General features: G+C 34.9%; 16 protein-coding genes and 3 tRNA genes. 14 read left to right on the top strand and 5 right to left on the bottom strand.

The genetic code is table 11. The annotated features are described in order from the left end of the window. Window positions 1-4: 4 nt before the first annotated feature. The 6 genes from OZY43_RS01780 to OZY43_RS01805 all read left to right on the top strand — a co-directional run bounded on the left by OZY43_RS01780 (window position 5) and on the right by OZY43_RS01805 (window position 8,266). On the top strand, window positions 5-1,348 hold the full coding sequence (locus OZY43_RS01780) for a histidine-type phosphatase (protein ID WP_277165410.1): 1,344 nt from the start codon (window positions 5-7) through the stop codon (window positions 1,346-1,348). Window positions 1,349-1,465: 117 nt separating this feature from the next. Next, the gene (locus OZY43_RS01785; protein WP_277165412.1) at window positions 1,466-2,461 is read left to right on the top strand and encodes a tagatose 1,6-diphosphate aldolase; all 996 of its coding nucleotides are present in this window, start codon (window positions 1,466-1,468) and stop codon (window positions 2,459-2,461) included. A gap of 213 nt (window positions 2,462-2,674) precedes the next feature. Next, window positions 2,675-4,729 carry an HTH domain-containing protein gene (locus tag OZY43_RS01790; RefSeq protein WP_277165414.1) on the top strand — a complete coding sequence of 685 codons (2,055 nt, stop codon included), beginning with the start codon at window positions 2,675-2,677 and terminating at the stop codon, window positions 4,727-4,729. Window positions 4,730-4,856: 127 nt separating this feature from the next. Then, the gene (locus tag OZY43_RS01795) at window positions 4,857-6,638 is read left to right on the top strand and encodes a PTS mannitol transporter subunit IICBA (protein WP_277166316.1); all 1,782 of its coding nucleotides are present in this window, start codon (window positions 4,857-4,859) and stop codon (window positions 6,636-6,638) included. Between the two features lie 14 nt (window positions 6,639-6,652). Further along, a complete protein-coding gene (locus OZY43_RS01800; RefSeq protein ID WP_277165416.1) occupies window positions 6,653-7,099 on the top strand; it encodes a PTS sugar transporter subunit IIA in 447 nt (148 codons plus the stop codon). Next, a complete protein-coding gene (locus OZY43_RS01805; protein WP_277165418.1) occupies window positions 7,100-8,266 on the top strand; it encodes a mannitol-1-phosphate 5-dehydrogenase in 1,167 nt (388 codons plus the stop codon). It begins immediately after the preceding gene. 38 nt (window positions 8,267-8,304) lie between these two features. On the opposite strand, the gene OZY43_RS01810 is transcribed toward OZY43_RS01805, so the two are convergent. Next, window positions 8,305-8,889 carry an NAD(P)H-dependent oxidoreductase gene (locus OZY43_RS01810; RefSeq protein WP_277165419.1) on the bottom strand — a complete coding sequence of 195 codons (585 nt, stop codon included), beginning with the start codon at window positions 8,887-8,889 and terminating at the stop codon, window positions 8,305-8,307. 1 nt (window position 8,890) lies between these two features. Next, the gene (locus tag OZY43_RS01815) at window positions 8,891-9,427 is read right to left on the bottom strand and encodes a TetR/AcrR family transcriptional regulator (protein WP_277165421.1); all 537 of its coding nucleotides are present in this window, start codon (window positions 9,425-9,427) and stop codon (window positions 8,891-8,893) included. Window positions 9,428-10,076: 649 nt separating this feature from the next. On the opposite strand from OZY43_RS01815, the gene OZY43_RS01820 reads away from it, so the two are divergent. Continuing rightward, window positions 10,077-10,760: a hypothetical protein gene (locus OZY43_RS01820; protein WP_277165423.1), complete on the top strand. Its 684-nt coding sequence runs from the start codon at window positions 10,077-10,079 to the stop codon at window positions 10,758-10,760. An 88-nt stretch (window positions 10,761-10,848) separates the two neighbouring features. On the opposite strand, the gene OZY43_RS01825 is transcribed toward OZY43_RS01820, so the two are convergent. Beyond that, a complete protein-coding gene (locus tag OZY43_RS01825) occupies window positions 10,849-12,015 on the bottom strand; it encodes an MFS transporter (protein ID WP_277165425.1) in 1,167 nt (388 codons plus the stop codon). A gap of 196 nt (window positions 12,016-12,211) precedes the next feature. Between OZY43_RS01825 and OZY43_RS01830 the strand changes: the two genes are divergently transcribed. Then, entirely contained in the window at window positions 12,212-13,258 is a 1,047-nt protein-coding gene (locus OZY43_RS01830; protein WP_277165427.1) for an SEC10/PgrA surface exclusion domain-containing protein, read from the top strand. Between the two features lie 53 nt (window positions 13,259-13,311). On the opposite strand, the gene OZY43_RS01835 is transcribed toward OZY43_RS01830, so the two are convergent. After that, window positions 13,312-14,121 (bottom strand): Cof-type HAD-IIB family hydrolase, encoded by an 810-nt coding sequence (locus OZY43_RS01835; RefSeq protein ID WP_277165429.1) that lies wholly within the window; start codon window positions 14,119-14,121, stop codon window positions 13,312-13,314. An 84-nt stretch (window positions 14,122-14,205) separates the two neighbouring features. On the opposite strand from OZY43_RS01835, the gene OZY43_RS01840 reads away from it, so the two are divergent. The 6 genes from OZY43_RS01840 to OZY43_RS01865 all read left to right on the top strand — a co-directional run bounded on the left by OZY43_RS01840 (window position 14,206) and on the right by OZY43_RS01865 (window position 17,933). After that, window positions 14,206-14,724, top strand: coding sequence for a GNAT family N-acetyltransferase (locus tag OZY43_RS01840; protein WP_348535301.1), 519 nt, complete (start codon window positions 14,206-14,208; stop codon window positions 14,722-14,724). Window positions 14,725-14,806: 82 nt separating this feature from the next. Continuing rightward, a tRNA-Gln gene (locus OZY43_RS01845) sits at window positions 14,807-14,878 on the top strand. A gap of 856 nt (window positions 14,879-15,734) precedes the next feature. Continuing rightward, on the top strand, window positions 15,735-16,433 hold the full coding sequence (locus tag OZY43_RS01850; protein WP_277165431.1) for a glycerophosphodiester phosphodiesterase family protein: 699 nt from the start codon (window positions 15,735-15,737) through the stop codon (window positions 16,431-16,433). A 98-nt stretch (window positions 16,434-16,531) separates the two neighbouring features. Continuing rightward, window positions 16,532-17,713 carry an aminotransferase class I/II-fold pyridoxal phosphate-dependent enzyme gene (locus OZY43_RS01855; RefSeq protein WP_277165433.1) on the top strand — a complete coding sequence of 394 codons (1,182 nt, stop codon included), beginning with the start codon at window positions 16,532-16,534 and terminating at the stop codon, window positions 17,711-17,713. A 61-nt stretch (window positions 17,714-17,774) separates the two neighbouring features. Then, window positions 17,775-17,856, top strand: a tRNA-Tyr gene (locus OZY43_RS01860). Between the two features lie 5 nt (window positions 17,857-17,861). Then, window positions 17,862-17,933, top strand: a tRNA-Gln gene (locus OZY43_RS01865). A gap of 109 nt (window positions 17,934-18,042) precedes the next feature. On the opposite strand, the gene OZY43_RS01870 is transcribed toward OZY43_RS01865, so the two are convergent. Continuing rightward, on the bottom strand, window positions 18,043-19,863 hold the full coding sequence (locus OZY43_RS01870; protein WP_277165435.1) for a BspA family leucine-rich repeat surface protein: 1,821 nt from the start codon (window positions 19,861-19,863) through the stop codon (window positions 18,043-18,045). Window positions 19,864-19,899: the final 36 nt, after the last annotated feature.

Below are 19,899 nucleotides of genomic sequence, written 5' to 3' on the forward strand. Positions count from 1 at the left end.
AATAATGAAAAAACATAGAAAGTTTAAATTTAAAAATTTGTTAGCACTAGTTTTTACAACTTTATTATTAGTAACAGGTGTTTCAAATACAGCGGCTAAAAGTAGCAAAGCAACTAATTCAACTAAAGTAACAGTAGTTTCAAAGGTTAAAGATCAAGATTATCAATTGGCTAAAGTCGTAGTTTTGAGCAGGCATAATGTTCGTGCACCACTTTCAACTAAAGGGTCAGATTTGTATAAAATGACATCGCATAAATGGATTGATTGGTCAAGCAATGCCGGTGAATTATCGCTTTTAGGCGGTGATTTAGAAACCTTAATGGGACAGTATTTTAGAAAATATCTGGCTAAAAAAGGATTAATTGCTGAAAATGCCCGTCCTAATACTAAAGAGGTTCGTTTCTATGCCAATTCAATGCAGCGGACAATTGCTACTGCAGAATACTTCTCAAGTGGCTTCTTGCCTGTAGCTAACGTTCCTATTGAATATCATAATGAATTGGGAACAATGGATCCTGTCTTTAGTCCGCAATTGACTTATGTTAATGATAATTTCAAGCAGCAAGCACTAACTGAAATTGCCAAAATGGGTGGTAAAAAAGGTTTTGCTGGAATTGAACGAAATCTAAGTAAAAACTATAAACTACTTGCTAAGGTTCTTGATCTGAAGCATTCAGAAAAAGGCTTGAAAGAAGGCTACACTAAGTTTCCGTTAAATGACCTGCAAGTTAACTTTAATTTGAATCAGGAACCATCAATGACTGGTTCATTAAAAGTAGCAACTACTGCAGCCGATGCTTTGGTGTTACAGTACTACGAAGAGCATAATGCTGTAAAAGCAGCTTTTGGACATAAATTAACTGCTAAGCAATGGGATCAAATTGCCCAGATTACCGATACCTATGGCAAGGTTCTCTTTAAAGCACCTAGTGTTGCTAAAAATGTCGCTCATCCAATGCTGCAAGAAATAGACAACGAATTATCTAATAATTCACGTAAATTTACTTTTTTATGTGGTCATGATTCAAACATTGCTAGTGTTCTAACGGCTCTTGATGTTAAGGAGTATCAATTGCCTAATAGTGTTGAAAAGACAACACCAATTGGTGGTAAAGTTGTAATGGAAGTTTGGACCAATAAGAGCGGGCAAAAGTTTGTAACCTTTAAGCTAGTTTACTTTTCTGTTGATCAACTGCGTCATATGCAGGCAATGAATTTGGATCATCCACCAATGGTGTATGATTTATCATTTAACGGTATGACTAAAAATGCTGATGGAATGTACGACTATAATGATGTACTTGCAAGATTTAAGCAGGCAATAAGTTCATATGATGCGTTGAAGTAAAGTTTTACTAAGTTAAGAATAAAAAAGGTAAAGCTTTACATATGTATAGGTTTAAAAGTGGTTGGTATGAGTATATAATAGTAATGTGCGATTGATTTGAATTAAAGGAGAAAAATAATGAGAACAATTTCTTCAGAAGTTGCCAAACATATGGCTAACTTGTCAACCAATGAAGGCGTAATTAGTGCCTTGGCAATTGACCAACGTGGTTCATTGAAAAAAATGTTGGCAGAAGCTGCTAATAAACCAGCTGATAAAACAACAATTGTTGATTTTAAAAAAGCAATTTCAAGTGAATTAACACCATATGCTTCGTCAATTCTAACTGATCCAGAATATGGCTTGCCTGCAACTAAGGTTAGAGATAAAAATTGTGGACTATTGCTTTCTTACGAAAAGACCGGTTATGATACTACTGAGCCGGGTAGAATGCCAGATTTAATTGCTAACCAATCAGGATTACGGATTAAAAATGAAGGTGGCGATGCAATTAAGTTTCTGCTATATTACGACCCAGATGAAGGTAAAGAAATTAATGACAAAAAGCAAGCCTTTGTTGAAAGAGTCGGTGCTGAAGCTAAAGCTAATGAATTACCGTTGTTCTTGGAATTACTTACCTATGATGCTAATATCGCTGATGCTAAAGGTGTAGATTTTGCCAAGATAAAAGCCGACAAAGTTTTGAAAACCATGAAGGAATTTTCAGCACTAAAATATGGTGTAACAGTTTTGAAAGTAGAAATTCCGTTTAATATTAAGTTTGTTGAAGGCTTTAATGGGGATAACGAAGTTGTCTATACTCAAGCCCAAGCTAAAGAATTGTTGAAGAGACAATCAGATATAACAGATTTGCCATATATCTTCTTATCAGCTGGAGTTACATCCGAAGAATTTATTGCTGAAATCAAGATGGCGAAAGAAGCAGGTGCTGACTTTAATGGTGTTCTTTGTGGTCGTGCTACATGGAAGCCAGCAATTAAACCATTTGCTGCCGAAGGTGAAGAAGTTGGTAAGAAATGGTTAGCTACTCAAGGTAAAGAAAATATCGAAAACTTGAATAAAGTCTTAACAGGAGCAAAATCTTGGCGCGACAAGCTAACAATTGAAAAATAAAATAATTGACTGAAAATAAAACATTCTATGGATAAAATCATAGAATGTTTTTTCAGTTTGTGCTGATTAATCTGTTATGGATGGATCTGCTGACTTAGCTTTCATTACAATATATATTTTGATATTTATTGGTAAATTTAAAGTCTTATTAAATTAAAAAAGGTAAAATATAGGAGTAAAGATCTTAACTAATTAATATATAAAGGCTGAATAATGGATATCTTAACTAAACGACAGAAATTGATTTTAACAAAATTATTACATGAAAAAAGTGGACTAAATATTGAAGAATTTACGAATGCTTTTAAAGTTAGCAAAAGGACAGTTTATCGAGAAATTGATAGATTGCAGGGATTTCTAAAAAAAACATCATTAAAAATAGTTCACCAGCATCATGTTTATTTTATTCAAGGAAGTCGCAAAGCAATAACTGAACTTAAAGCTAACCTTTCTATTAAAGCAGTACCAGATGAATTATCTATCAGACAGCGGCAAAGTGCGATCATGATTTTGCTGTTATTGAGTGATGAGCCACAAAAAATTCTTAATTTAGCGTTAGACCTAAATGTTAGTGAGACGACAATTAGCAACGATTTGAATTTGATGAATAAATCTTTTCAGATGAATGGTATTAAATTGGAAAAGAAAAGAGGTTTGGGCATTTATGTTCAGGTTAATGAAGAAAAACGTAGAGATATTTTAACTAATATCTTTTTAAGTGAAATTAACGATTATGAATTCTTTTGTTATTTACATGATCAAACTGATCAAGTTGATGATTTCTTTGTTGCAATGTTACCGGGAACAATTTTAAAAAATGTTGCATTGGTACTTAATCAAACTATTTTTTCAAAACTTAATATAGAAAATGATCAAGAGTTAATTAAAATAATTTTAGCTTTTACAATAACTGTTTTACGTATTAAAAAGGGTCAGCAATTACAAAAAATTACTAAGATTAATATAAATCCCTCATTTACTACCTTGGTGGCTGATTTTGACCGAAATATAACAGCTAAAATTGACGTAAAGATTAATTCCTGGGATAAAGCATATTTAGCGCAGAAACTTGCAAGTGTCGATAAGCATCAAGCAGAGCTTCATTATGACAATGATTATGAATTATCTATTTCGTTGAAAGTAAAAAAGTTTATTAATCTTGTTTCTAAAGAAGCAGAATACGACTTTAAAAGAAACACCAGTTTTATTAACAAAATAACCAGTCACATTTTGGGCTTACTTGAAAATAACGTTGAACCACTTCCTAATACAAAAATAGAAACTTTAGAGAATTTAAGAAAAAGATTCCCGAATTTATATAAAATTATTAAAAAAGTTTGGGCAAAAGAATTTCAGCAGTATCCTCTTTCTTTATCAGAATTGGAATTGTTATTACTCTATTTCGCTAACGAATATACAAATATAAATAATAAAACTTTTGCGGCCTTAATTGTATGTGAAAATGGTATAGGAGTTTCTTCAATTTTACGAAGCCGAATTATGCAAGAAATTCCAAATATTAATAATATAACTTTAAGTAAGATATCTGATTTACAAAATTTGAATTTGAAAAAATATAATTTAATTTTGTCAACTACTGAATTAAGAAATTTTACTCATGATTATTTACTAGTAAGTCCATTATTACCGAAAGAACAGGTTACTAGAATTAAAAATTATTTGGCTCATCCCCGAATTAAAAACAACCAAGTAAAACAGCAGTCTCATGATGTAAATACTCAGGGTGCAGAAAAAAGACTATCGCAAGCAACTATTGATTTATTATTTTGTAATGAGCTAGTTAACAGCATTAAGGTCGAACAAATTACGACGAATTATGTCGATATTATAGATTTAATTGCACAATGTCTACTAAAAATAAGTAGTTCAGTCGTCAGAGATGGAAATATGGTGGCCCAAAAAATATATGAGCGAATTAAAATTGCGCCAGTTGGCATCCCAGATAGTAACATTGCCCTTTTTCATACAAGTAACATTGCAATTAAAAGGTGTCAATTTACCATTTTTGATTTAAAGAAGAAATTAAAACTTGAATCAATGGATCATAATTATATTGATGTTAATAGAATTTTGTTAATGCTCGGCCCTGATAACTTGTCGTCGGCTGAACAAAAGGTGATGAGTTTAATAAGCAGTATGATAATTATGAATGATGTTAACTTAAAGTTATTCAGCGTGGGCAGTGAGCAGCAAATCAAGGATGTGGTGGCTAGAGAATGTTTGACTGATATTTTATATAAGTATTAAGCAAGTTATATTTTTTACAAACTTTGTCATCAAAAAGTGTGCCAAAGTCACTTCTTCATTTTATTGAAAGCGATTACTATAAATATTATTATTAAATAGTAAGTTAAGAATTGAAGGAGGAGATATGATGTCTCAAGAAAATACTAAATCTTCTGTTAAAGTGAAGATTCAGAAATTTGGTACATTTCTATCTGGAATGATTATGCCAAATATTGGTGCTATTATTGCTTGGGGATTGACGGCAGCCATTTTTATGACGCCAAATGGTTGGTTCCCTAATGCTAAAATTAATAATTTAATCAAGCCGATGCTTAATTATCTTTTACCGTTATTGATTGGTTATACTGGCGGTAAGATGATTGATGAAGAGCGTGGGGCAGTTATTGGTTCTGTTGCAACAATTGGTGTTATTGTAGGTACTGACCAGCCAATGTTTTTAGGTGCGATGATTATGGGGCCTTTAAGTGCTTGGTTGATGAAAAAGCTGGATAATCTGTTTCGTGACAAAATTAAATCTGGCTTTGAAATGATTTATGATAACTTCTCACTAGGTATTTTAGGATTGATGTTAGCGATTTTTGCTTATTTTATTGTCAATCCAATCATGGTAACAGGTAGTAGATGGGCAAGTACAGCTGTTGATGCAATTATCAGAGTTCACCTGTTGCCACTAGCTAATATTATTATTGAACCTGCTAAGGTACTGTTTTTAAATAATGCTATTGGTAATGGTATTTTAGTTCCGTTAGGAATTCAACAAGCTGCTCAAGCTGGGAAATCAGTTTTGTTTATGATGGAATCTAATCCTGGTCCTGGTTTAGGAATTCTGCTTGCATTTATGCTATTTGGTAAAGGCAGTTCTAAGAGTTCTGCCCCAGGTGCAGCAATTATTGAATTTTTTGGTGGTATTCATGAAATTTATTTCCCATATATTTTAATGAAGCCAATTCTAATTATCGCTGCTATTGCTGGTGGTGTATCAGGAACATTCTTGTTTTCATTATTAGGTGGTGGATTAAAGGCTGCAGCTTCTCCAGGATCAATTATTGCGATGTTGCTTGTTTCTGCTAAGGGAACATATTTTGGTAATATTGTAGGTGTCCTTGGTTCGACACTAGTTTCTTTTGCTATTTCAGCAATTATTTTAAAGAATGATAAAAGTGTTGACGGGGACTTAGCTGCTAAGCAGGCACAAATGCAGTCAATGAAGGCAGTTTCTAAAGGACAAGAAATTGCTCCTTCTGAAAGTGCTGCAAATTCTGTACAATCTTATGCTAATGTTAAAAAAGTTATTTTTGCTTGTGATGCTGGTATGGGTTCGTCAGCAATGGGTGCCTCACTTTTGCGTGATAAATTTAAAAAGGCCGGTATTAATATTGCTGTAACTAATATGGCAATTAGAAATCTTCATGATGATAGTAATTTATTAGTAGTAAGTCAGAATCAACTTGCAGATCGTTCATTACAAAAAACTCCTAGTGCAATGCATGTTTCGGTTGATAATTTCTTAAATAGTCCTAAGTATGATGAAATTGTTGCTAATCTTACAACTTTAAATCAGGTAAATGACGATAATTCTAAAAATATATCTTTAAATAAGACAAATACTTTAGCTGATATTAATTTTGATGAAATTAAAGAAGTTAACTTTATCCGTCATGACCAACATATTGGGACATCAACAATGGCCACAAATTTATTTACTAATAAATTAAAAGAAGCTAATAAGTCAGTTCTAGTGAAAGCAGTTAGAATTGAAGATCTAAAAGATGATCCGAGTCATTTAGTAATAGTTACTCCAGAAGCTGAAAATAATTTGAAATTGCGTTATAGTAAAATTCAAGTGATAGTTGAGGATGATTTGCTTCAAGGAAAAGAATTGGCTGAAATAGTTGCTAAACTTAACTAGGAGATGAAATTTTAATGGAATTAAAAACAAATATGATAAAACTTGATCAGGAAGTACCGACTAGAGATCAAGCAATAAGAATTGCGGGTCAATTATTAGTTGATGGGGGTTGTGTTGAACCTGATTATATTGACTCAATGATTGCTAGAAATAATGATGTATCAACTTATATGGGTAATTTTATTGCGATTCCGCATGGTACTGATAGTGGTAAAAAATATATCAAGGAAACAGGAATATCAGTTGTCCAAATTCCAATGGGTGTTGACTTCAGTGATCCGGATGAAGATCAGGAACAATTAGTAACAGTTGTTTTTGGTATTGCTGGTAAGGGCAATGAACATCTAAACATTTTGTCACAAATTGCTTTGTTTTGTAGTGATGTTTCGAATGTTGCAAAAATTGCTGATGCAAAATATCCAGACGAAATTATTAGTTTATTACAAGGAGTAGGAAATTAAATGAGAGCAGTACACTTTGGTGCAGGAAATATAGGCAGAGGTTTTATTGGTGAAACTTTAAATGATAATGGTTTTGGCGTAGATTTTGTTGATGTTAATGAAACTATTATCGATGAGTTAAATAAACGTGGCGAATATGATATTGAACTGGCTGCTCCAGGGAAAAAGAAAATACACGTTACAAATGTTGACGGAATTAACAATGGTAAAGATCCTAAGAAGGTAGTTGAAGCAATTAAATCAACAGATATGATCACTACGGCTATTGGGCCTAAAATATTACCAATTATTGCACCTTTAATTGCTGAAGGTTTAACAGCAAGAATTAATGCTGGTAATACAAAGCCATTAGATGTCATTGCATGTGAGAATATGATTGGTGGTTCAAGTCATTTAAAGGAATATGTTTATAGTCATTTAGATGATGAAATTAAGCCCCAAATTGATCAGTATGTAGGTTTTCCGAATGCTGCCGTTGATCGAATTGTACCTATTCAAAATCATGATGATCCATTGTTTGTTTCTGTTGAAGATTTTAAAGAATGGGTTATTGACGAAAGCCAGATGAAGAATAAGGATATTAAACTTAAGGGAGTTGATTACGCTGAAGACCTTGAGCCATATATCGAACGAAAATTATTCTCTGTTAATACTGGACACGCAACTGTAGCATATACTGGAAAGAGCCTAGGTTATGAAACCATTGGCGATGCAATTAAAGATCCGTTAGTGTTAAAACAAGTAAAGAGTGTTTTAGGTGAAACTAGAGCATTACTTTATAGTAAATGGCATCAAATTTTTACGGAAGAAAGCTTAGAAGAGTATCACACAAAAATTTTGCATAGATTCCAAAATCCGTATATTTCTGATGATGTTGCACGTGTTGGCAGAACACCAATTCGTAAATTAGGCTATGATGAAAGATTTATTCGACCAATTAGAGAACTTAAAGAACGTGGTCTTGATTATAGTGCTTTAGTGACAACTGTTGGTAGAATATATTTGTTTGATGAGCCTAAAGATGCTGAAAGTCAAAAGTTACAAGAAATGCTTAAAACAGATGACCTCCAACAAGTTATAATCACAACAACAGGATTAAAAGATGACCAAGATTTAGTTGATCAAATTGCTGATTCGTATCAAACAGCTAAGGCTTCTATAAAATAATTGCTAAAAAAGAAACTTCAATTTTGAAGTTTCTTTTTTTACTTAAATTGATATTGTGTGATTTTTGCCAAGTACTTTTGACGTCTAACTAGTGAAGAATTAGTGATACCGCCAAAGTGTAACCAATGGCGGTCTTGCATATCCAGCTGACGTAAGGTTTGATTAATAAAAATCCTTTTAATTGCATTACCGCAAAACAAGCGAAGATAAAATTTTGGTGAAGTTGAGGTTGTTAGGACGTACGTATGTTTGATGTTGTTTAGTTCGCCATGAATTCCCGTTTTAGAAACAGTGTGTGACAGCCCCGTTCCTTCTTTCATTACTTTATCGATAAAGCCTTTGAGCATACCGGGAATACTATTCCACCAAAGAGGAGTAATAAAAATTATGGTTGATGTTTCTTTTAGCATTGTTAAATATTTTTTGACAAGAGGGTCATGTGTGCCACCTTCGTGGAATAAACGCAGTTCTTCTTGATCGTAAGTTGGGTTAAAACCATCTTGGTAGAGATCGATTATGATAAAGTCACGCTTATTTTTAATGAGGTTTTCTTTGGTAGCCATTAGGACAGCATGGTTAAAGCTTTTGTTATATGGATGACAGTAGATAATTAATGTTTTCATTTTAGTTAGTTCCTTTAGCTAATTGGGTTAATGTTGTTTGGATTAGCTGCTTATCGTAATTAGTGATTCCATTTTTAATTAGAAGTGAATAACCTTGGATAAAGGACCAAATTTGAATGAAAAAATCGTGGCCGGTAATATTGCTGTTTTGAGTAATTTGGTCAGTTAATTGCAGCATTTTTGTTAAAAAAGGGAATTGATGATCGCTATTTTTAAAAGCTAGTGTTGCGTTATTGTTGAAAAAGAGAAATTCCATTATATTGGGATGTTCTTGCACTTGTTTAATAAAATAGTCGGCAATTTGTAAGAGTTGTTTTTCTGGTGCCTTGCTGTGAAAGTTTATTTGGGCAATAAATTCTTGCGATAGCTGAATAGTTGCTTGTTTAAATAGGTCATCCTTGCTATTAAAGTGTTTGTAAAAAGCGCCAGTAGTCAAGCCAATGGCAGCTGTCAGCTTGCGCAGCGAAAAGTTTTGAAATCCTTCTTGGTCAATAACTTTGATCGCTTTTTCAACCAATTGCTTTTCTGTTTCTTTCATAATTTATACCTCTTGTTCTAGATAACGGTGTTATCCGATATTTAAAAAGAATGATAACACTGTTATCAAAAGGGATCAAGCAAATTTTATACAATAAAAAAACTTCCTTATATAAGGAAGCTTTTTTATTTAAATTAATCTTCGACCTTTTTGGCTTCATTCATTGCCTTCATCAATGAAGGGTTTTTGGAGTGACAGTCTTTAATCATTTGCAGGTCTTTTTCATCTAGTTTGACAACGTACTTGCTCATAATGATGTTCCTTTCTTTAAAAATACAATTTAACTATAGCACTTTTAGGTTGATTAGACGGGAAATCCTAGTATTTTATTTTGCAATTGTGTTGCAGTTTAGCAGAATGTCTAGACCAGTTGCTAGATGCAAACGCACGCTCCAATGAAAAATAATGCTGTTGACCCCTTGTAACTAAGGGATTCTTGCTTTAAATTGGCAATAAAAAATAATATTACAAATGTTACATATTTTAATTTGCAAGTAATTGATTCTTAAAAGCCGAGAGATATTTTTGTTATGGTTCTGACACGTTAACACTGTAGTATATAGACAATCAATTGGGATTAGCACTACGGTGCTTTTATCAATTTAGAAAAGAATAGATATGAAATTTTTTTATTAAGGAGAGAATATTTTTGAAGGTAAAATCTATCTTAGTTAAATCAGCAGCTGTAGCAGCGTTATCAGTTTCGGGTGTTGCCGTAATGAATAGTGTTAAAACAAACACTGTTCATGCAGCAACTGTTGCTAATGATGCAGCAGTCGTAACTGTTAATTATGTTGAGGGCAATAGCATTCACGTTTGGAATAGCTACGAAAATCCGGTTGCTACTGGTCAAATTTTACCAAGTGCTTCTTCTTGGAAAGTGATTAGAACAGCTTATGATGCTCAAGGCAATAAGTGGTATGACTTGGGTAAGAATCAATGGGTTAGAGCTCAATACGTTAACAAGGGCTACTATCCAGCTGATAATACCAAGGCAGAAACAGTAACTAACACTAACCAAGAAAATACTAATTCTGCTACTACTAATACTGCTACAGTTACAACTGCCTCAACTTCTACTAGTCAAACTTATGCAGCTAATGCTTCTGATTCAGAAGCTAGCGCCAAGGCTTGGATTGCTGGTCGTGAATCTGGTGGCTCATACAGTGCACAAAATGGTCAATACATCGGTAAGTACCAACTTTCTTCGGCTTACCTTAATGGTGATTACTCTGCTGCTAATCAAGAAAAAGTTGCTGATAACTATGTTGCTAGTCGTTATGGCTCATGGACAGCTGCTAAGGCTTTCTGGCAAGCAAATGGTTGGTACTAATTTTTAAACTGTCAATATTAAATAGTCAATACCAATTAATTAAAAAATAAACGTTAGTCAATCAGACTAGCGTTTATTTTGGTTGTGGTTATTTAAGTGGTTGTTTATTCGTGATTATAAAACCAGCTAGTAATAAAAGAATGCCTAAAATTGTATAAGCAAGAAAAATTGGTGTCCAAGAATGAAGTAATCCTTGAAGATAGCCTGATAAAGTCGGCCCAATGGCTGCTAAGAGATAGCCAAATGATTGAGCAGTTCCTGAAAGTTGAGCCGTTTGTCTAAAATTAGCTGTTTTCTTTTGAAAGAAAACAACACAAAGACTAAAAGCTGATCCTGCACCAATGCCCATAATAAAAGCTAAAATCGCGTTGGCAATAAAATTCCCTTTGCAGATCAGTAATAGGGCTGCACCAATAGCAAAGCCGCCGCCAACAATCCCGGAAGCTAACATCATGCCGGATTTTTTACGGGCAATAATTGGTGTTAATAGTGACATCGGCATCCCGCATAATTGGAAGATGGTAGCTAAAAGTCCGGCAGTTGTGACATTGAAGCCACTTGTTGACCAAAAAGTTGGTAGCCAAGTCAGCATGGAGTAGTAAAGCAATGATTGGATACCAAAGAAAAAGGTAATAATCCAAGTCAAACTGTAGTGATTAATGGAAGCTGGTCGCTGAGCAGTCAGTTTTGCATGTTTGGGTTTAGGCACAACGCAAGTTACTATGGTCCATACGATAAAGGCAATTAGGCCAACAAGGCTGAATAAGGCTAGGGTAGTTGGAAGGTGCAGTTGCTTGACTAAAGGCGCTGCTAAACCGGTACCTAAAGAGGCCACTAGACCCATTGTAAAAGTATAAAGGCTTGTAAAAATAGTGGCTTTAGTCGGAAAATATTCTTGAATAACAGCGGGAAGTAAAACATTGCCACCAGAGATACCGATTCCGACTAAAAGCGTTCCTAATAATAAGAAGATACTGTTGGGAACAACTCGCAGATAGCTGCCAATTACCAAAATTAATAGCGTAAAGAATAGGACAACAGCATTGCCTTGTTTAATTCCTAAATGAGCAATTAGCGGCGATAATAAAGCAAACATTAATAATGGAATAGTGGTTAACCAACCGCTCATGCTGGGAGCAAAACCAATTTTTGCTTCTAGCCAGGGTAGAATTGGCGGCATCATTGTAATTGGCAAACGTAAGTTGGCTGCAATTAATAAAATGCCTAATCCGATTAAAAAATTTTTCTTTTTCAAATTAACACGTTCTTTCTAGTTAGTTGTAAAAAACACCAATAAATAACTTTAATGGAAAAATAATCATTTGGCAAATACTTGATTTTTAGGAAGTTAAAAAGAATTAAATTAATTGGCATTAACTACTAATAAGTTTTAAAATGACAGATAAAGCTACAAGAGGGATACTGACAAAGAATATTCTTGAGGAAGTTAAATGAAGAAAAAAAGATTCACTGTTACTTTAATCAGTGCTATTTTATTGTCATCATCAATTACTGGGGTGCTAAGTCAGCCACAGCCGGTGACAGCTGCAGTTAAAGGCTATGTAAAAGTTAAAGCTAAGAAGAAGGTTCGACTTTATTATGCAACTGGTAAGCTTTCTCGCTTTTATGCGTTAACCAAAAAACGTTATCCGTACAGTGTAGAAAAGAAAATTGGCAAACAAAAACGGCTTGCTTATAAAATTGGTAATAATGCCCATTGGGTTTTAGCTAAGGACGTTCATGTTAGTCAGCGAACGGTTTATGTTGAAGCAAAAATCAAGCTGCCAAGTGGCTATACCCGCACTGAGCTGCTTAAGGCTTACCAAGGGAAGCCAAGTAATGCTTTTGTTGCTGCTGCAATGCAGGGGATGAAGCAGAATAATTTTAGTCGTAATAAGATTGCAGAAAATAAGACAGATGATCATCTGCAAGTTGATTTAGATGCAATTACGACAGCGCAATTAGCTGAACTAACAGCTTTTTCTTTACGCTTAATTAATGAAGCTAGAAGCAATTTAGGATTGAAGCCTTGGCAGGCAAGTCAAGGAACGCAAAAATTAGCACAAGATATTGCTTTTGAATATTCCAAAAATGGCAAAACAATTAAGGAAGGTCACTATGTTCCCGGAATTGTCCGTGCTTGTCAAGCTAATGGCCTGAATCTGGATGATAATTATGTTGAAGATATGGCTGGCTTTTATAATCAAGAATCAGCGTTATCGATGACAGAGTTAAAGAAAAGTATTTACTTTGGAATTAAGCAGATGATTTTTGGTTATGTTGGTAGTGGTGAAAGTCAGCGCAATGAGCGTAATTATTATCAGGAATGGGGCCATGCAGGCGATCTGTTTAATACTCAGGGAACGCTTCATGATGGTGATTATAATTACTTTGGGTTGAGCATGTCACGAACTGATAATATTTGGTCGATCCACTTTATCAGTGTTCCTAGTTATGTTGTTAAAAGTAAAAAATATAATCTTGGATTTAAGCCTTGATTTTGTGCAATTAAAAAGTGGTCCACGTAACTGTGAACTACTTTTTTAATTGATTAAAATACAAATTTGTTAAAGGCTTGGCTAATACCATCTTGGTCATTTGTTGCAGTAACATAATCAGCTTTATCCTTGGCAGGTTGACTACCGTTTGCCATACAGACACTAGTACCAGCAAAGTCAAACATAGAAATGTCATTACGCTCATCCCCCATAGCCATGACTTCACTTGATTGAAGATTGAGTGCAGCACATAATTCTTTGAGGCCATTACCCTTGTTAACCTTTGGATTAAGTAATTCAATAAAATGTGGGTCAGAGCGAATGACGTATAATTCTTGACCGAAAACCTGATTAATAGCTTGTTCCCATTGATCAAGTAGGTCAGCTGCTCCAACAAAGCAGCCTTTAGCAACACCAAAATTCTTTGGTAAGTCGTCGGGAGTACGCACATATAAAGGGGCAGTGTTTTCGTAAGCTTGCAAATAAACAACGTAATCAATATTATGATTGGCTGTGATAATATGTGAATCTTCGTCGACAATGTTAAATGGTAATTGATGGGCTAATGCAAAAGCAGTCATTTTGCGGTAAAGTTGGTTGGAAACTAGATCTTTAGTAATAATTTTACCTGCTGCGTTGCGCGTGATTGCACCGTTTAATGTCACGGCATATTGCTCTTTGCCAGTAATTCCCAATTCATCCATATAGGACTTTAAACCAGCAATTGGTCTACCAGAACAGAGCACGACCTTAATGCCTTGCTTTAAAGCTTGAGTAACTGCTACTTTGGTACTAGGTAAAATTTGCCCGTTTGAATTTAATAATGTTCCGTCGGTGTCAAGTGCAATTAGTTTAATCGCCATTTAAATTCCTCCTAGCTATTGCGATTTTTACTGTCATTATACTAAAATTAAATTATTAATCATAGTAGAGGTGGAGAAAAAATAATGGCAATTTATATTCGCTGGGCTGAAGCTAAGGACTTACCAGCAATGATGGCAATTATTGCTCAAGCAAAACAATTATTAAAGAGTGACGGTAGTCCGCAGTGGCAAGATGGTCATCCTAATGAGGAAATGTTTAAAGCGGATATTGCACAAAAGCGGGCTTATGTGCTAATAGTTGGTCAAGAAGTAGCTGGCGTCGCGGTTTTGCAAACAACGCCTGAATTAAGTTATGTTCAGATTGATGGTGCCTGGCGTAATTCAACGATGCCGTATGCGACCATCCATCGCATTGCATTTTCTGACAAATATCGTGGTCAACATTTAGGGCAAATCTTTATTTCAAATTTATTGTCTCGAGGTCAATTTTTAGGTTTTCATAATTTCCGTATTGATACGCATGCTTTGAATAAGCGGATGCAGGGCTTAATTAAAAAAGTCGGATATCATTATTGTGGAATAATACATGTGAATCCAACCTCGGATGGTGCCCGGTATGCTTATGAACTGAACTTAGCATAAGAAAATAAATTTTTTGCTTGACTTGGGCAGCACAATTCTCTATACTTATAAATGTTGAGCAACAAGTAAAAGCTCAAATGTTTGGGTTATAGCCAAGCGGTAAGGCACTAGTTTTTGGTACTAGTATGCGCTGGTTCGAATCCAGCTAACCCAATAGATGTAATTAGTCTTAATGTCAATTAGCTTCAAGCGTTGGTGTTAAGACTTTTTTTGTTGTTAGGAATTAGATAAATTAGCTGTAATTTTAAGAATCGGTGCAAAATTTTAGGCAAAGGTAGGCTAATCAAAATATTCTAAAATTGGTCTAAACGTAAAAAAGTGACCCGAAAAATACTATAATAAATGTATTCAGTAATTTAAATCTAGTAGTTTAGATACCTCAAGAAAGCCTTAATAGCGGGCTTTCTTTTTGTTTGCCATTTATTTAAGTTAACCAGTTTTTAGTAAAAAAGTGCGGTGCAAAGTTTTTAGTATTGATTGTGTAATAGATTGAAATAATCGGATTTAATTAATATGTAGGTACAAAATTCGGTGCATTCCTTTAGGGTGTTAAATTGTTTACAGCCTAGTAAAACCTTGCTGGGTACCGAAACGGTATTGAGTAACGTTTCGTGACGGTATTAAAAAATCCTCTGCGCTAACAGAGGATCATTTTAATGACTGCCTAAAGTAACCAACTTTAGGACTTTGGAGGTTTACCCCAATGTCAACATTTATAGTTGGCTTAGTATCAGGAATACTAGCCAATGTTATTGCTGATATGATTGTCGATTATATCAGACGTCATCATAAGCAATAATTTCAAAAAAGGAGCGTGTGGGCAATACCACTGCTCTTTTTTATTATAGCAGATTCAAACCAATCTTGGGATTCAAAAGAGGTCTAAGCAATATAGTTTAATAAATAAATTATTCTGTCGTTTCTATTTAAAAATTCTACTAATAGAGTTAAGATATCCACTGTAATTTGACTTTGATTAATATTTAGTAGAGGTTTAGACAAGTAAAATTATGAATAAAAACAAAACAATTATCTTTGGTCATCGCGGCTATCCAGCTAAGTTTGCGAAAAATTCGCTTGAAGGCTTTCGTCATGCTATTAAAAATGGCGCTGAAGGTGTTGAATTTGATGTGCATTTAACTAAGGATGGGATTCCAGTTGTGATGCACGATGAAAAGGTTGATCGTACAACTGATGGCACAGGCTATATCAAGGATTTTACGTTAAAACAATTAAGACAGCTTCATTTAACTAATGGTGAGCCGGTGCCGGAATTACAGGAATTGTTTACGTTACTTGATGGCCAGGATATCCTGATTAATTTGGAGTTCAAGACAGGAATTATTCATTATGAAGGAATTGAACGGACGGTTTTAAATCTAGCTAAAAAATATCAGTTTGTTCATCCGATTATTTATTCATCATTTGATTACATTACATTAAAGAACTGTCAGGAGCTTGATCCTAAGCAAATTTATTGTTATTTAACGGATCAGACCGTTGCTAATTCAGCTAAGTTAATTAAAGAAAATCATTTTGCTGGTATTCATCCAGGTAAGTTTATTGCATCGCCAGAGGCAATTACACAACGTATTTGGACAGTTGATGATCCTGATACTGCTAAAAAATATTTTAAGCACTATGTTGCGGGGATTTTTACCAATAATTATCCAATGATGCTTAAGTTGCGCGATCAAGTGCAGGGTTAAGCAAAAAAATTAGTTTATAATTAAAAAAAACTTGTAGAAATATGATGACATTAATTGTATAATTTATGCAAACGATTTAAGAAAGTTTGGTGAAATATATGGTTAAATTAATTAATTACATGAAAAAAGGCTTAGCTGATGCCCCTTCGAATCCAATTTTGAAGTTTTCTGATTATGCTAGCAAGATTCCGAATGTTTTGAAGTTCACGTTGGGTGAACCTGACTTTAACACACCGGATCATATTAAAGAAGCTGCTAAAAAGGGGATTGATGACAACCATTCTCACTATGCCCCGTCTAACGGTACAATGGGACTTAGAACGGCAGCAAGTCAGTTTTTAGCTAAAAAGTATGGGCAAAAGTATGACCCAGCAACAGAAGTGTTAGTCACTAATGGGGTAACAGAGTCAATTTTTGATGCGGAGATGGCTTGCTTAAATCCTGGCGATGTAATAATTGTGCCAACACCAGTTTTCTCACTGTATATGACTGATGAGACGGTTATCGGTACAGGTGTTAAAATCGTTGAAATTGATACTTCTGCTGATGAGTTTAAGTTAACGCCAGCCAAGTTGCAAAAAGCCCTTGATGAATATGGTGATAAAGTTCGGATGCTGATTATGAATTATCCGAGCAACCCGACTGGTGCAATGTACAGCCAAGAAGAGCTCGATGCTTTGGCTGATGTTGTTCGTGATAAGCCAATTTTTGTTGTTTGTGATGAAATTTATAGTGAATTAAATTACGACCAACCACATGCCTCAATGGAAAAGAGCTTGCATGACCAAGTAATCTTGATGAATGGGGTCTCCAAGTCTTGGGCAATGACTGGTTATCGGATTGGAATTGTTTGTGCACCGAAAGATATTTTGGAACAAATTGCCAAGGTCCATCAAGCAGTGAACACCACCGAACCGACACCAATGCAGGATGCTGCTGAAGAAGCCTTTAAGAATGGCATGGATGATGCGCAGCCAATGAAGGCAGAATTCTTGAAGCGGCGCGATGTGCTATATAATGGTTTGACCAAGATTGGCTTTGAATGTGTTAAACCTGATGGTGCATTCTACATTTTTGCTAAGATTCCAGATGGCCTTGAACAAGATGATGAAAAGTTCATCTATGAATTGGTTGATAAGGCTCGTGTAGCCGTAACTGCTGGTTCTTGTTTTGCTAAAGCCGGCAAGGGTTGGATTAGATTTTCTTATGCAGTTTCGATGGAAACAATTAATGAGGGTTTGAAACGGCTCGAGAAATTTGTTAAAGAAAATAAGAAATAAAATTTAAAATTTTTACTTGCAATTACGCACGTTTTTCGGTAATATAGTTAACGTGCGTTATGGAGGAGTAGCGAAGTGGCTAAACGCGGCGGTCTGTAAAACCGCTCTCTCTGAGTTCGGCGGTTCGAATCCACCCTCCTCCATTCATTGGGTTATAGCCAAGCGGTAAGGCACTAGTTTTTGGTACTAGTATGCGCTGGTTCGAATCCAGCTAACCCAATTGTTCTTTACGAACACCCAACCCGAAAGAAGCAGTTCCAATTTTGGAGCTGCTTCTTTTTATATAATAAAACAGCCGGCTCATTTGCACCGGCTGCTTATGTTCTTTACTATTCTAAATTTTGTGCTTTAACATATTGATTAGTATCAACAATAAAATAAAGCTTGTTTTTAATTGTGATTGCTTTGCCAAAAACTTGAACATGATGGTTTTTCTTAAGCACTGCCTTATTCTTGAGCCGTTTACCATTGCGGTTATAGGTATAAGCGTTGTGAGTTACTCGTTTGGTTTGACCATCAATATCTGTGCTATTAGCATAAATATTTTGCCCGAGTATATAAAACTTCTGGTTATTGATTATCTGTGTACCATAAGTTTCAATTGTTAGTCCAGCCTTCAAAATAGAATTCTTAATTGGTTCGCCTATTTGATTATAAAGTTGGATGGGATAATAAAGCTTTTGTGGTATTTTGGTAACTTTTTTAGCTTTTGCATTGGGGTCATTAGTTGCTGGTATGTTTACCGGAGGAGTAGCCGTTACCTGAGTAGTTTTTGAACTATCACTGCCTGGTGCTTGTGGTGGGTTAAATGATTTGTCGGGAGTTTGGTCAGGGCTTGCAGCACCATTATTGATTGGCGGTTGATAATTACTTGAAGTCGAGTCACCGTTTGTTGGTGTTTTGCTTGGTGAGGTATTAGGTAAATGATTAAATGGACTCTCATCATCATTTTTGGCAAAATCAAGTGGATTATACGACCATTTAATTGGCTGACTTACATAAGTTTCTGTAGGACAATCATTGTCTGTGGCACTATAACGATTTTTAAGTTCAGAAAGTGAAATTGTCTTACCTGCTGGTGCAGCTGGTGTTCCACTGGCAACGGGAATAATTGCTTTCATTTGTAAAGAAGCTAATGCGTTAGAAGCTAAGTGATGCTTGCCCAAGGTAAGGGCAAAGCCAGCAGAAGTTGCACCAAGATTGGCAAACATGTTAGTCATATCAACGACGTTAGCAGTATCCCAACGACTTAAGTTAAGCTGCCTCAATTCAGGATCATTAAACAGATAGCTCATGTCAGTCACATTATAAGTGCTCCAGTTATTAATATCATTGAGGTTAGTAACAGCAATGCCATTAAACATATTATTCATATCGGTAACGTTGCCTGTTTTCCAGCCAGCTAGCTTGAGGTTGGTTAAAGCAGTATCGCCTTCAAATAAGTGACTCATATCAAAAACACTACTTGTATTTAAGTCATTCAAGTTTAAATTGGTAAGATTGTTATCTTGTTTGAACATGCTATTCATGTCAGTGAGGCTGCTGGTGTTCCAAGCATTTAAATCCAAGTAGGTGAGTTGCGGGTCTTGGGCAAACATACTGCTCATGTCGTCGACATTGCTAGCGTCAACATTGTAGAGTCCATCAATATCAATTAAATTTGGCAAGTTAGCAAATTTACGGTTACAATTAGAAGCTAGGACGATGTCACCGTTTTGCTTATTGTCTGTTGTTGTAATTTTAAAAACAATATGATGGACATCTTGAGGAGTAATTGAAAGCCCCTTATAGTTAGCTGCTGTCAGCAATTCACTAAGTGGTGTATCTGATAAAAAACCAGATTCAATTGTTAACGTGCCTGAGCGATTATCAAAAATCCATGTACAGGAATTATCTTTGCCGCGAATAAGTCCGCCATAAGGAATCTCCAAATTATTAATTACGGTTACATTATTTACGGGATTATGAATCTGCTCTTGGATTGAAAAATTGGGAGAATTTTGCTCGGCTGCTACGACCTGTTTACCAAAGACTAAGCAAGAACTTATTAATACTGAAACAGTTAAACTATATGAAATAATCTTCGTACTGTTATTCTTAATAGAATGGTGACTTGTGATTCTATGACCAGTGATATTTAACTTTAACATAACAAAAACCACCTTTATGTAATTTATATTTTCCCC

The sequence above is a fragment of the Lactobacillus sp. ESL0785 genome (assembly GCF_029395455.1).
Taxonomy (GTDB): domain Bacteria; phylum Bacillota; class Bacilli; order Lactobacillales; family Lactobacillaceae; genus Lactobacillus.